This is a genomic window from Actinosynnema sp., assembly GCF_052038725.1.
In genome coordinates, this window is the sequence record NZ_JBQGCX010001265.1 from 1 (window position 1) to 13,646 (window position 13,646).

Consider the following 13,646-nt stretch of genomic DNA (forward strand, 5'->3'; position numbering starts at 1 on the left):
CTCCGCCCTCTCCGCGGTAGTGCGGCTTCCCCCGCCCCCGCTGGTCCGCACCGCGAAATGCGGCCCCTGCTCACCGGCCCCCTCGGCCCCCGGAGGCCGGCTGGATCGCCCGGAAAGCCCCTTCCCGCTGCTCCGCCCGCACCACCCCCGCGCCTCCCGCCGCCCACACCCGCGCAATCGCGCTGCGCATATGTCCCGTCCCCTCCCGGTAACCGCGCACTCCATTCCGGGTTCCCCCTTGTGAACTGCCTCACGCGCCTTCGGCGGAGTGATCGGCGTGAGATTTGCCCCACGCCTGCGACCGTTGCGCCGAATAGGCGCGTTCGCTCTGTGAATGGGTGACTGCGGGCCGCCACGCGCGCTGGCCGAGTTGCCCCTTCGGGAGCCTTTGTCCGGCATTAACGGAACGTTTCATCCCACCCGTCAAAACGCCCTGTAACGGAACCAGGCCCATCGCCGATGGATGTGCCCACGCGCGCGCGCACCACACGTCCGACCACTGTGGACGGCCTCCGACCTCCACCGGTAAGGGTTTTCCGCAGGTCATGATCCGTGACCCGACGTCACCCGCTGACCCGCCTGGGTGGTCGCAGCTCCCCGTGAGGAATCGCACCCGCCGACGCCCTTCACTGTCCGTGTAACGTCCGCGCCCGGCTCAGCGAATCACGGTTTGCCGAGACGAGAAATCGCCCCGGCGCATTTGCCAACACAGCGCGCGGGGTCTGTCGGGGATGTCCTGCGAACGTGCAAGTCCGGATCGCCCGAACCGGGGGAGCTACCACGATGAGCGAGCAGGTCCAGCCCACGCGACGCAGAGCCGTCGTCGGGGTGGCGCCTACCCACCGCACGAGGAGCACACGTCGCACCGCAGCCCACCGAGCCCGACCGACCGCGCAGCAGCAGCCGCACTCCCACTCGCCCGCGCAACCGCCGGTGAACCGCTGGGAACCCGCGTACCGGCGCAGCGTCATCGCCGCCGACCTGCTCTGCACCCTCCTGGTGGTCCTGCTGGCCGGCTACCTCATGTCGGTCAACCACGTCACGTTCGGCCCGCTGCACCTCGTCGCCCTCGAAGCGGTCACCTTCGCGGTGGTCGTGGGCTCGCTGTGCGTGAACCGGGTGTGGAGCGCGTCCGTCCTCGGCCAGGGCGCCGAGGAGTTCCGAAGACTGGGCCGCGCGATCGGCTCGGCGGTCGTGGTCATGGGCCTCGGCGCGCTGGCCGTCAGCCTGCCCGGCGGCCGGAGCTGGGTGTTCCTGGTCGGCCCGGCCATCGCCCTGGTCGCCTTCCCGGTCCGCTACGCCCTGCGCCGCCCCCTGCACCGCGCCCGCGGTGAGGGCCGCTGCCTGCTGCCGGTGCTGGCCGCGGGCAACGTCGACACCGTCAAGGACCTGATCGGCCGCACCCGCCGCGCCCCGCACCTGGGCTGGCGCGTCGACGCGGTCTGCACCGTCGACGGCCGCGCCGAGATGGGCGTCGAGCTGGACGGCATCCCCGTGGTCGGCCGCTTCGGCGAGCTGGCCGAGCAGGTGCGCCGGGGCGGTTACCGCATCGTCGCGGTCACCCCCGACGCCTACTGGACGCCCAAGCGCCTCCAGCAGCTCGCCTGGGACCTGGAGGGCTCCGGCACCGAGATGGTCGTCGCGCCCGCGCTGATGGACTTCGCCGGACCGCGCCTGCACGTCACCGGCGTGCTCGGGATGCCGCTGCTGCGGGTGTCCGAGCCGGTCTTCACCGGTTTCCGCCGCGTGGTCAAGGCCACCTTCGACCGCCTCGGCTCGGCGGTGCTGCTCACCCTGTTCGCGCCCGTCCTGCTGACCGTGGCCGTCGCGATCATGATCGACAGCCGGGGCCCGGTGCTCTACAAGCAGAGCCGCGTGGGCAAGGACGGCGTTCCCTTCACGATCCTGAAGTTCCGGACGATGGTGACCAATGCCGACGCGCTGCGCTCGCAGCTCCAGTCGGTCAACGAGGGCTCCGGCGTGCTGTTCAAGATGCGCCGCGACCCGAGGGTGACCGGCGTCGGCCGCGTCCTGCGCCGCTACTCGCTGGACGAGCTGCCCCAGCTGCTCAACGTGCTCGGAGGGACCATGTCGCTGGTGGGTCCCCGGCCGCCGCTGCCCGAGGAGAGCGCCAAGTACGGCCCCGACGTGCGGCGCAGGCTGCTGGTCAAGCCCGGCCTGACCGGCCTGTGGCAGGTCTCCGGGCGCAGCGACCTGTCGTGGGAGGAGTCCGTGCGGCTCGACCTGCGGTACGTGGAGGACTGGTCGCTCGCGCTGGACGCGCTGATCCTGTGGAAGACCTTCCGCGCCGTCTTCGGCGGTCAGGGGGCCTACTGATGACCGCTGAGGAGAACCGGATGGACCAGCCGATCGGCGTCGCCGTCATCGGCGCCGGCTACTGGGGCCCGAACCTGGTGCGCAACGCCCAGGCGACCCCGGCCATGACGCTGCGCTACCTGTGCGACCTGGACACCGACAAGGCCCACCGGGTCCTCGGCGGCTACTCCACGGTCCGCGTGTCCGGCTCGCTGGAGGAGGTGCTGGCCGACCCCGCCGTCGACGCGGTCGCCATCGCCACCCCGGCCGCCACCCACCTGCCGGTCGCGATGGCCGCCCTGCGCGCGGGCAAGCACGTGCTGGTGGAGAAGCCCCTCGCGGCCAACTACGCGGACGGCCACCGGCTGGTCCGCGAGGCCGAGGAGCGCGGCCTGACCCTCATGCTCGACCACACCTTCTGCTACACCCCGGCCGTGCAGCACCTGCGCCACCTGGTGCGCTCCGGCGAGATCGGCACGGTCCAGTACCTGGACTCGGTGCGGGTCAACCTGGGCCTGGTGCAGCCGGACGTGGACGTGCTGTGGGACCTGGCCCCGCACGACCTGTCGATCTTCGACGCGATCCTGCCCGACGGCGTGCGCGTCACCCGCGTGGCCGCGCACGGCTCCGACCCGATCGGCGCCGGCCGCGCCTGCATCGGGCACCTCACCCTGGAGCTGTCCGACGGCGTCCTGGCGCACGTGCACGTCAACTGGCTCTCGCCCACCAAGATCCGCACGATGATCGTCGGCGGCTCGCGCCGCACCGTCGTGTGGGACGACCTGAACATCGTGCAGCGGATCTCCGTGCACGACCGCGGCGCCGACCTCACCCCGGCCGACCTGGGCGAGGCCGAGCGCAGGCAGGCGATCATCTCCTACCGCCGCGGCGAGACCGTCGCGCCCGCGCTGCCCGAGCGCGAGGCCCTGCGCGGCGTCATGGCGGAGTTCGCGGCGTCCATCACCGAGAAGCGCGCTCCCCTGACCGACGGCTGGTCGGGGCTGCGCGTGCTGGCCATCCTTGAGGCGGCCTCGGCGAGCCTCGCCGGGGGCGGGGAGTTCGTGAGGGTCCGGGACGCGCGGCGCCCGGCCGAGTGGGAAGAGGCGGTTGCATGAGCGGGGTGGTCACCCCCAAGCAGGGCATGGACATGACGGTCACGCCGACGGAGATCGACGGCGTGCGCGTGGTCCAGCCCGAGTGGTTCGAGGACGAGCGCGGCTTCTTCTTCGAGTCCTACAGCAAGCGCCGCTGGGAGCAGCACGGGCTGCACCTGGACTTCGTGCAGGACAACCACTCCCGGTCCAGCAGGGGGGTGCTGCGCGGCCTGCACTTCCAGACCGGGCTCGCCCCGCAGCACCGGCTGGTGCGCTGCACCGCCGGCGCGATCTGGGACGTGGTGGTCGACATCCGGGTCGGCTCGCCGACCTTCGGCAAGTGGTTCGGGATCGAGCTGTCCGCGACCAACCGCACCCAGCTGCTGATGGGGCCGGGCTTCGCGCACGGCTTCGCGGTGCTGTCCGACGTCGCCGAGGTCCAGTACAAGACCACCGGCTTCCACACCCCCGAGGCCGAGGGCCTGCTGGCCTGGGACGACCCGGACGTGGGCATCCCGTGGCCGGTCGAGGACCCGACGCTGTCCGCGAAGGACTCGGCCAACCCGAGCCTCGCCGCCTACCTGGAGAACCCGGCCTTCCACCACGGAGTTGAAGCGTGAACCTGCGTGACGCGCGCGTCCTGATCACCGGCGGCGCCGGCCTCATCGGCTCGACCATCGCCGACCAGCTCGTCGACGAGGGCGTCGCCGAGATCGTCGTGCTGGACAACCTGGTGCGGGGCCGCATGGCCAACCTCGCCACCGCCGAGGCCAGCGGCAAGGTCCGCTTCGTCGAGGGCGACATCCGCGACGTGGAGCTGGTCAAGTCCACGATGGACGGTGTCGACCTGCTGTTCCACCAGGCCGCCATCCGGATCACCCAGTGCGCCGAGGAGCCCCGGCTGGCGCACGACGTGCTGGCCACCGGCACGTTCAACGTGCTCGAGGCCGCCGTGGAGAAGAAGGTCACCAAGGTCGTCGCCGCCTCGTCGGCGTCGGTCTACGGCCTGGCCGAGGTCTTCCCCACCGAGGAGGACCACCACCCGTTCGGCAACCGCACCCTCTACGGGGCCGCGAAGGTCTACAACGAGGGCCTGCTGCGCAGCTTCAACGAGATGCACGGCCTGGACTACGTGGGCCTGCGCTACTTCAACGTCTACGGCCCCCGCATGGACGTCTTCGGCGTCTACACCGAGGTCCTGGTGCGCTGGATGGAGCGCATCGCCGAGGGCACGCCGCCGCTGATCCTGGGCGACGGCAGCCAGACCATGGACTTCGTCTACAGCACCGACATCGCGCGGGCCAACGTGCTCGCGGCGAAGAGCGAGGCCTCGGACGAGATCTTCAACGTCGCCTCCGGCGTGGAGACCTCGCTCGCGCAGCTCGCCGACGCGCTGCTGGAGGTCATGGGCCGGTCCGACCTGCGCCCCGAGCACGGCCCGGAGCGCAAGGTCAACGCCGTCCCGCGCAGGCTCGCCTCCACCGAGGCCGCCAAGGACCGCATCGGGTTCGAGGCGACCACGTCCCTCCACGAAGGACTCACCCGCCTCGTCGCGTGGTGGCAGGACGAACTCCAGGGAGCGCAGCGATGATCCCCATCACCCGCCTGTACGTCGGCCAGGAGGAGGCGGACGCCGCCGCCGAGGCCGTGCGCTCCGGCTGGCTGTCGGTCGGCCCGCGCGCGGGCAAGTTCGAGCAGCAGGTCGCCGAGCAGGTCGGCGCGAAGCACGCGGTCAGCGTGAACAGCGCCACCACCGGCCTGCACCTCGCGCTGGCCGCGCTCGGCATCGGCGAGGGCGACGAGGTCATCTGCCCGTCGTTCACCTTCATCGCCACGCCGAACTCGATCCGCTACACCGGCGCCACGCCGGTGTTCGCCGACATCGACGAGCGCACCTACAACATCGACCCCGCGCACGTCGAGCAGCTGATCACCCCGCGCACCAGGGCGATCATGCCCGCCAGCCAGATCGGGCTGCCCGCCGACCTCAAGGCGCTGCGGGCGATCGCCGACAAGCACGGCCTGTTCCTGGTCGAGGACGCGGCGCCCGCCTACGGCGCCACGATCGACGGCGTGCGGCTGGGCGCGATCAGCGACCTGACCGTGTTCAGCTTCGACGCCCGCAAGATCCTCACCACCGGCGAGGGCGGCGTCGTCACCACCGACAGCGACGAGTGGGCCGCGAAGCTGCGGGCGCTGCGCGCGCACGCCGCCTCGGTGTCCACGCTGGCCAGGCACACCTCGACGGCGGTCATCGCCGAGAGCTACGACGAGGTGGGCTTCAACTACAAGATGACCGACATCCAGGCCGCGGTGGGCGTGGTGCAGCTGGGCAAGCTGGACCACGTGGTCAAGACCCGCCGCTCGCTGGCCGCGCGCTACGACGAGCTGCTGAAGGGCAACGACGCCGTCGTGACGCCCTTCGAGCCCGAGGGCCTCGGCCACGTCTACCAGTCGTACCTGGTGCGCCTGGTCCGGCACGAGCGCATGGCCGTCATGACCGCCATGGCCGAGCGGGGCGTGGCCACCCGCCGCATCACCGCCTGCCACCTGGAGCCCGTGTACCACGCCGGTGAGCACAACCCGGTGCTGCCGGTCACCGAGAAGGTCGCCGCCGACCACGTCCTGCTGCCGCACTTCGTCGGGCTGACCGACGAGGAGCAGGACGAGGTCGTCGCCGCGCTGTCCGCCGCCACCGCCTAGCGGACCGGACCGCCGGAGGAGTCCGGCGACCGGGGGACCCACCCCGGTCGCCTGCTATCGACTACCCCCATGTCGTCACTCTGAGTAGTGGATCAGATTTTCCACCGTGTTGTCATCCAACCGAGATGCATTGGTGCGTAACAAGTTGCAGCTGATAGGCGACTTTCGGAGCAACAAGGTTGCACTACGGGGAGTAGTGACTGCCGCACTACCGTGTGCATTCGAGGAGTTGAGTTGTCGATGGTGGGGTCGATAGCGGGGCGTCTGCTGAGAGGGCTGCTGGCCGTCCTGGTGGTCGCGAGCGGAATCGTGCCGATCGTCGTGTTCACCGCGGCCACCGCCCGTGCGGCGGGACCCTGCGACGCGCCGGTCGCCAACAAGATCGTCTGCGAGAACACCAAGCAGGGCGCGACGGACTGGCAGGTCACCTCCAAGGACGACTCGATCCTCGGGTTCACCACCGACATCAGCTACGCGCCCGGCGAGACCGTCGAGTTCAAGATGCTCACCCCGGCGACCTCCTACCGGATCGACCTCTACCGCCTGGGCTACTACGGCGGCTCCGGCGCCCGCCTGATGGGCAGCACCACCCGCACCACCCCGCAGAACCAGCCCGCCTGCGACCGCGACACCACGCCGATGCCGACCTACCCGACCGGCACCGCGCTGATCGACTGCGGCAACTGGGCCGTCTCCACCACGTGGACCGTCCCGCAGGACGCCGTCTCCGGCATCTACTACGCCCGGATGAGCCGCACCGACGTGCCCGCCGACCAGCCCGCCGTCAACGAGCTGGCGTTCGTCGTCCGCGACGACACCGCCACCGGCAAGGTCATGTTCCAGACCTCGGACTCCACCTGGGTCGCCTACAACCGCTACGGCGGCAACAGCCTCTACTTCGGCGACGGCCCCGGCCAGGGCGGCCAGGCCTACAAGGTCAGCTACAACCGCCCCTACACCGGCGGCGACGGCGACGAGAACTTCATCTTCAACGCCGAGTACCCGATGCTCCGCTTCCTGGAGTCCAACGGCTACGACCTGACCTACACCACCGACGTCGACAGCGCCCGGCGCGGTGAGCTGATCAAGAAGCAGAAGGTCTTCATGGCCGTCGGCCACGACGAGTACTGGTCGAACGAGCAGCGCGCCAGCGTCGAGGCGGCCCGCGCGGCGGGCGTGCACCTGGCCTTCCTCACCGGCAACGAGATCTTCTGGAAGACCCGCTGGGAGGCCAGCAAGTTCGGCACGAAGCGCGACTGGCGCACCATCGCCTCCTTCAAGGAGACCAAGGGCACCCAGAACGACGGCCTCCCGGACTGGACCGGCACCTGGCGCGACCCGCGCTTCCCCGAGCAGGACGGCGGCAGGCCGGAGAACTCCCTGCTGGGCAACATCTTCGTCGTCAACGGCCGCCGCGACGACTCGCTCCAGGTCCCCGCGCAGTACGGGAAGATGCGCCTCTGGCGCAACACCGACCTCCAGACCATGGCGCCCGGCAGCACCTACACGTTCCAGCCCGGCACCCTCGGCTACGAGTGGAACGTCGTGCCGGACAACGGCTTCCAGCCCGCGGGCGTCGGCCAGTTCTCCCGCACCACCGTCGCCATGCTCGACGGCCCGTACGTGCTCCAGAACTACGGCGACCACTACACCCCCGACACCGCCACGCACGCCCTGACCTACTACAAGGACCAGACGAGCGGCGCGCTGGTGTTCGGCGCGGGCACCGTGCAGTGGGCCTGGGGCCTGGACGACGACCACGCCTTCCTCACCAACACGCCCACCTCCGACGTGCGGATGCAGCAGGCCACGGTCAACTTCCTGGCCGACATGGGCGTGAAGGCCGCGACCCTGCGGACCGGCCTCACCCAGACCGACGGCATCACCGACAAGCAGGCGCCCACCGCCGCCTTCACCTCGGTGCCCGCCATCTCCACCGTCGGCGCCGCCTACACCTTCTCCGGCACCGTCACCGACGCGGCGGGCCAGGTCACCGGCGTCGAGGTCTCCACCGACGGCGGCACCCGCTGGCACCCGGCGAACTGGCTCGCGGGCCAGAGCGCCTGGAGCTACACCTACACCCCGACCAAGTCCGGACCCGCCACCCTGCAGGTCCGCGCGGTCGACGACTCGCTCAACCTGTCCAGCCCCGTCTCCGCCACCCCCGGCGTCGGCGCCCGCACCTGCCCGTGCGGCCTGTGGACCGACGCCGACAAGCCCAAGAACCCGGACAACGCCGACAGCGGCGCCCTGGAGCTGGGCGTGAAGTGGCAGTCCAACACCGACGGCTACGTGCGCGGCGTGCGCTTCTACAAGGGCCCCAACGACACCGGCACCCACGTCGGCACCCTGTGGACCGCCGACGGCCGCCAGCTGGCGACCGGCACGTTCACCGGCGAGACCGCGAGCGGCTGGCAGACCCTGGCGTTCCCGATCCCGGTGAAGGTCGACAAGAACACCACCTACGTCGTGTCCTACCTGTCGCCCACCGGCCACTTCGCCTCCGACCCGGAGTACTTCAGCTTCTCCTCCCGCTACCTGGAGCCGCTGACCGCGCCGCAGACCGTGCGCCCCAGCGGCGCACCCGGCGACCTCGGCAACGCCAACGGCGTCTTCCGCGGCGGCGCGGGCTTCCCGAACCGCAGCTCGCTCGACACCAACTACTGGGTCGACGTGGTGTGGGCCCCGGACCCCGGCCCCGACACCCGCGCGCCCGAGCTGGTCTCCACCAGCCCCGTCTCGTCCTCGGCCAGCGTCGGCCTCACCCCGACCCTGTCCGCCGCCTACGACGAGGGCCTCAACCCGGCCTCGACCCAGTTCACCCTCACCGGCCCGGACGGCCAGGTCGCGGGCGCCACCTCGGTCACCGGCGACGGCAAGACCGCCCAGTTCACGCCAAGCGCCGAGCTGCGCACCGGCACCACCTACACCGCCTCCGTGCGGGTCAGGGACGCCGCGGGCAACCAGACGCCCGAGCACACCTGGACCTTCACCACCGGCTCGCACCGCCCGGCCGCCTGCCCCTGCACCGTGTGGGACGACTTCGCCTCGCCCGAGACGCAGAGCGCCGACGACGCCACCCCCGTGGAACTGGGCACCAAGGTCCGCTTCAACGGCAAGGGCGAGGTGCTGGGCGTCCGCTTCTTCAAGGGCGCGAACAACACCGGCACCCACACCGGCTCCCTGTGGGACGCCACCGGCAAGCTCCTGGCCACCGGCGTCTTCACCGGCGAGAGCACCTCGGGCTGGCAGACCCTGACCTTCGCCTCCCCGGTGGTCGTGCAGGCCAACACCACCTACGTGGTGTCGTACTACGCGCCCAAGGGCCACTACGCGGTCACGCCCGGCTACTTCAACGGCCAGACCGCGGCCTACGGCGCCCTGCGCGCCCTCGCCGCAGGCGTCGACGGCCCCAACGGCGTCTTCCGCTACGGCACCGGCGGCGGCTTCCCGAACGCCAGCTACAACTCCGCCAACTACTGGGTCGACGTGGTCTTCCGCAACGGCCTCAACGGCGACACCACCCCGCCGACCCTGGACGGGCGCACGCCCGCGCCGAACGCCACCGACGTGGCGCTCGCCGCGCCGCTCGCGCTGACCTTCAACGAGCCGGTCGACCCGGCCTCCGCGCAGGTCTGGCTCACCGACCCCGGCGGCGCCAAGCTGCACGGCGAGGTGTCCCTGTCCGGCGACCAGAAGACCCTCACCTGGACGCCCACCGGCAAGCTCCAGCCCAACACCCGCTACGGCGCCAGCGCCCTGATCGCCGACGCCAACGGCAACGCGATGACCGCGCCCGCCGAGTGGTCCTTCATCACCACCCGCACCGCCGCCTGCCCGTGCTCGCTGTTCAGCGCGGCCACCGTCCCGTCGACCACCTCGGCCGACGACGGCGGCAGCTACGAGCTGGGCGTCCGGTTCACCCCGACGCAGAGCGGCCAGATCACCGGCGTGCGCTTCTACAAGGGCGCGGGCAACACCGGCACCCACACTGGCTCCCTGTGGACCTCCACCGGCTCCCGCATGGCCACCGGCGCCTTCGTCAACGAGACCGCCACCGGCTGGCAGACCCTGGTGTTCACCAACCCGGTGACCGTCGCGCCCGGCCTGACCTACGTCGCCTCGTACACCGCCCCCAACGGGCACTACGCGATCGACCAGGGCTACTTCCAGGCCACCGGCGTCGACGCGCCGCCGCTCACCGCGCCCCGCACCGGGGACGGCAGCCCGAACGGCGTGTTCCAGCCGGGCGGCGGCTTCCCGACCGTGTCCTACCAGGGCAACAACTACTGGGTGGACGTCGTCTACACGCCCAGCAGCGACACCACCCCGCCCGTCGCCACCGGCAACACCCCGCTGGCGGGCGCGACCGGCGTCGAGGCGCGGCCGACCGTGACGGCGAGCTTCGACGAGCCCGTCGAGGCCAACAACACCCAGTTCGCGGTCACCGACGGCGGCGGCGCCAGGATCGACGGCACGATCACCCTCTCCGGGGACCGGCGCACCGTCAGCTGGACGCCGAAGGCCGACCTCGCCCCGACGACCAGGCACGTCGTCACCGCGCGCGCGGCCGACGACGGTGGCAACATCATGGCCGAACCGCTCACCTGGTCGTTCACCACGTCCGCCGACCAGACCTGCCCGTGCTCGCTGTTCAGCGCGGCCACCGTCCCGTCGACCACCTCGGCCGACGACGGCGGCAGCTACGAGCTCGGCGTGCGGTTCACCCCGAAGGCCGACGGGAAGGTCACCGGCGTGCGGTTCTACAAGGGCGCGGGCAACACCGGCACCCACACCGGCACGGTGTGGAGCACCGACGGGACCCCGCTCAAGACCGGCGCGTTCGCGAACGAGACCGCCACCGGCTGGCAGACGCTCACCTTCGACGAACCGCTCCAGGTGACCGCGGGGACGACGTACATCGCCTCCTACACCGCCCCCAACGGGCACTTCGCGATCAACCAGGGCTACTTCGGCGGCTACGCCGTGGACACGCCGAAGCTGTCCTCGCCCGCCACCGACGAGCTCAGCCGCAACGGCCTCTTCCAGCCGGGCGGCGGGTTCCCGACGAACAGCTACCAGGGCAACAACTACTGGGTGGACGTGGTCTTCACGACCGCCTGAGGAAGAGGGGCCGCATGACGCCGCGACCGCTGCTGCTGGTCGGGGGAGGGGGGTTGGCGCGCGAGGTGCTCGCCGCCGCCCGCCTCGCACCGGAGGAGTGGGCACCGCTCGGCGCGCTCGACGACGATCCGACCAAGCACGGGCAGGCCCTCGACGGCCTGCCCGTGCTGGGCGGTTCCGAGCTCGTGCACGAGCACCCCGATGCCGCCGTCGTGGTGTGCGTCGCCAGCGCCCGCCGCCCACTGGGGCGGCTCGCGCTGGCCAGGAAGCTCGGCCTCGAGCAGGACCGGTACGGCACGATCACGCACCCCGGCGCGCACGTCGCCCCCGGGTGCTCCGCCGGTCCGGGGACGGTCCTGCTCGCCGGCGTCGTGGTGACCACCCCGCTGCGCCTGGGCGCGCACGTGGTCGCCATGCCGCACGTGATCATCACCCACGACGACGAGGTCGGCGACGGGGTCACCTTCGCAGGCGGCGCGTCGCTGGGTGGGGCGGTCCGCGTCGGGAAGAGCGCCTACCTGGGACAGCGCGCAGCCGTCCGGGAGGGCCTCACGATCGGCGCGGGCGCCGTCGTGGGCATGGGAGCGGTCGTGCTGGCCGACGTGCCCGCGGGCGAGGTCTGGGCGGGCGTCCCGGCCAGGCGAATCCTTCGAGAGGGGAACCGCACGTGATCGACATCCCGCTGGTGGACCTGCGCGCTCAGCACGCCCAGGTCGCCGACGAGGTCGCCGAGGGGTGGGCCGCGGTGCTGGAGCGCACCGCGTTCATCGGGGGCCCGCAGGTGGCGGCGTTCGAGTCCGAGTTCGCCGACTACCAGGGCGTCGCGCACTGCGTCGGCGTCGCCAACGGCACCGACGCCATCGAGCTGGCGCTGCGCGCGCTCGGCGTGGGCCACGGCGACGAGTGCGTCCTGCCCGCCAACACCTTCATCGCGACCGCCGAGGCCGTCGCCCGCACCGGCGCGACCCCCGTGCTGGTCGACTGCGTGGCCGCGACCGGCCTGATCGACCCGGAGAAGATCCCGGCCGCGCTGACCGACCGCACCAGGGCCGTCCTGCCCGTGCACCTCTACGGCCAGGCCGCCCCGGTGGAGCTGGTCCGGGCCGCCGCCCCCGGCGTCCCGGTCGTGGAGGACGCCGCGCAGGCCCAGGGCGCCTCCCGCTTCGGCGTCCCCGTGGGCGGGCTGGGCGAGATCGCCGCGACCAGCTTCTACCCCGGCAAGAACCTCGGCGCCTACGGCGACGGCGGCGCGGTCCTGACCTCGTCCGCCGAGCTGGCCGAGGCGGTCCGGCTGCTGCGCGAGCACGGCTCCCCGCGCAAGTACGAGCACAGCGTGCTGGGCTTCAACAGCAGGCTGGACACCCTGCAGGCGGTGGTGCTGTCCGCGAAGCTGCGCAGGCTGGAGGGCTGGAACGAGGCCCGCCGCGCCGCGGCCACCCGGTACGCCGAGCTCCTGGCCGACCTGCCGGACGTGCTGGCGCCGGAGGTGCTGAAGGGCAACACCCCGGTGTGGCACCTGTACGTGGTCCGGGTCCCGAACCGCGACCGCGTGCTCGCCGCGCTGCACGAGGCGGGCGTCGGCGCGGGCATCCACTACCCGACCCCGGTCCACCTGACCGGGGCCTTCGCCTCGCTGGGGCACGGGGCCGGGGACTTCCCGGTGAGCGAGTCGGTGGCCGCCGAGATCCTCTCCCTGCCGCTGTTCCCGGAGATCACCGAGGAGCAGCAGCACCGCGTGGTGGCCGCGCTGAAGGCCGCCCTGTGAGCGGGGTGCGGGTGCACCCGAACGGGCTGTGCGAGAGCGAGGACGTCGGCGACGGCACCCGCGTGTGGGCGTTCGCGCACGTGCTCCCCGGAGCCAGGATCGGGCGCGACTGCAACATCTGCGACGGGGCGTTCGTGGAGGGCAGCGCGGTGCTGGGGGACCGGGTGACGGTCAAGAACGGGACGCTGGTCTTCGACGGGGTGACCTGCGAGGACGAGGTCTTCCTCGGGCCCAACGTGCTGTTCACGAACGACCTGCGACCGCGGGCCGCGATCAAGCGGACCGGGGACGCGCTGCTGACCACCCTGGTCCGCCGCGGGGCGACGCTGGGGGCGGGCACGGTGGTGGTGTGCGGCGTGGAGATCGGGGCGCACGCCTTCGCGGCGGCGGGGTCGGTCGTGACCAAGGACGTCCCGGCGCACGCGTTCGTGGCGGGCAACCCGGCCAGGGTGAAGGGGTGGGTGTGCGAGTGCGGGCAGCGCCTGACCGACGCCCTGACCTGCCCGGACTGCGCGAAGTCGTACCGGGAGGATGGCAGCGGGTTGACGCGGGCGTCCTGACCGGTCGAGCGCGGCGCTCTCGGCAGGCCGGGCCTGGCCGACCGAGACCCCGTGGCGCCGCCCGCCGGGTCGGGGAGCCTCCCC

Annotated in this window: 9 protein-coding genes; all 9 read left to right on the plus strand. The window is 71.9% G+C overall.

Annotated features, from left to right (window positions below; all coding sequences use genetic code 11):
- Positions 1-933 precede the first annotated feature (933 nt).
- The 9 genes from ACTUAL_RS26695 to ACTUAL_RS26735 all read left to right on the plus strand — a co-directional run bounded on the left by ACTUAL_RS26695 (position 934) and on the right by ACTUAL_RS26735 (position 13,562).
- Positions 934-2,337 (plus strand): sugar transferase, encoded by a 1,404-nt coding sequence (locus tag ACTUAL_RS26695; protein WP_440902177.1) that lies wholly within the window; start codon positions 934-936, stop codon positions 2,335-2,337.
- A gap of 20 nt (positions 2,338-2,357) precedes the next feature.
- Positions 2,358-3,431 carry a Gfo/Idh/MocA family protein gene (locus ACTUAL_RS26700; RefSeq protein WP_440902178.1) on the plus strand — a complete coding sequence of 358 codons (1,074 nt, stop codon included), beginning with the start codon at positions 2,358-2,360 and terminating at the stop codon, positions 3,429-3,431.
- The gene (gene rfbC, locus ACTUAL_RS26705) at positions 3,428-4,030 is read left to right on the plus strand and encodes a dTDP-4-dehydrorhamnose 3,5-epimerase (protein WP_096492295.1); all 603 of its coding nucleotides are present in this window, start codon (positions 3,428-3,430) and stop codon (positions 4,028-4,030) included. Before ACTUAL_RS26700 ends, rfbC begins: the two co-directional genes overlap by 4 nt.
- Entirely contained in the window at positions 4,027-5,001 is a 975-nt protein-coding gene (locus ACTUAL_RS26710; RefSeq protein ID WP_198320445.1) for an SDR family NAD(P)-dependent oxidoreductase, read from the plus strand. The genes rfbC and ACTUAL_RS26710 overlap by 4 nt, the downstream gene beginning before the upstream one ends.
- Positions 4,998-6,113, plus strand: a complete 1,116-nt coding sequence (locus ACTUAL_RS26715; RefSeq protein WP_096492296.1) for a DegT/DnrJ/EryC1/StrS family aminotransferase — start codon at positions 4,998-5,000, stop codon at positions 6,111-6,113. The genes ACTUAL_RS26710 and ACTUAL_RS26715 overlap by 4 nt, the downstream gene beginning before the upstream one ends.
- Positions 6,114-6,353: 240 nt before the next feature.
- Complete coding sequence (locus ACTUAL_RS26720; RefSeq protein ID WP_440902179.1) at positions 6,354-11,237, plus strand: DUF4082 domain-containing protein; 4,884 nt, start codon at positions 6,354-6,356, stop codon at positions 11,235-11,237.
- 14 nt (positions 11,238-11,251) lie between these two features.
- Positions 11,252-11,908 carry a NeuD/PglB/VioB family sugar acetyltransferase gene (locus tag ACTUAL_RS26725; RefSeq protein WP_440902180.1) on the plus strand — a complete coding sequence of 219 codons (657 nt, stop codon included), beginning with the start codon at positions 11,252-11,254 and terminating at the stop codon, positions 11,906-11,908.
- Entirely contained in the window at positions 11,905-13,002 is a 1,098-nt protein-coding gene (locus ACTUAL_RS26730) for a DegT/DnrJ/EryC1/StrS family aminotransferase (RefSeq protein ID WP_440902181.1), read from the plus strand. Before ACTUAL_RS26725 ends, ACTUAL_RS26730 begins: the two co-directional genes overlap by 4 nt.
- The gene (locus tag ACTUAL_RS26735; RefSeq protein WP_440902182.1) at positions 12,999-13,562 is read left to right on the plus strand and encodes an acyltransferase; all 564 of its coding nucleotides are present in this window, start codon (positions 12,999-13,001) and stop codon (positions 13,560-13,562) included. The genes ACTUAL_RS26730 and ACTUAL_RS26735 overlap by 4 nt, the downstream gene beginning before the upstream one ends.
- Positions 13,563-13,646: the final 84 nt, after the last annotated feature.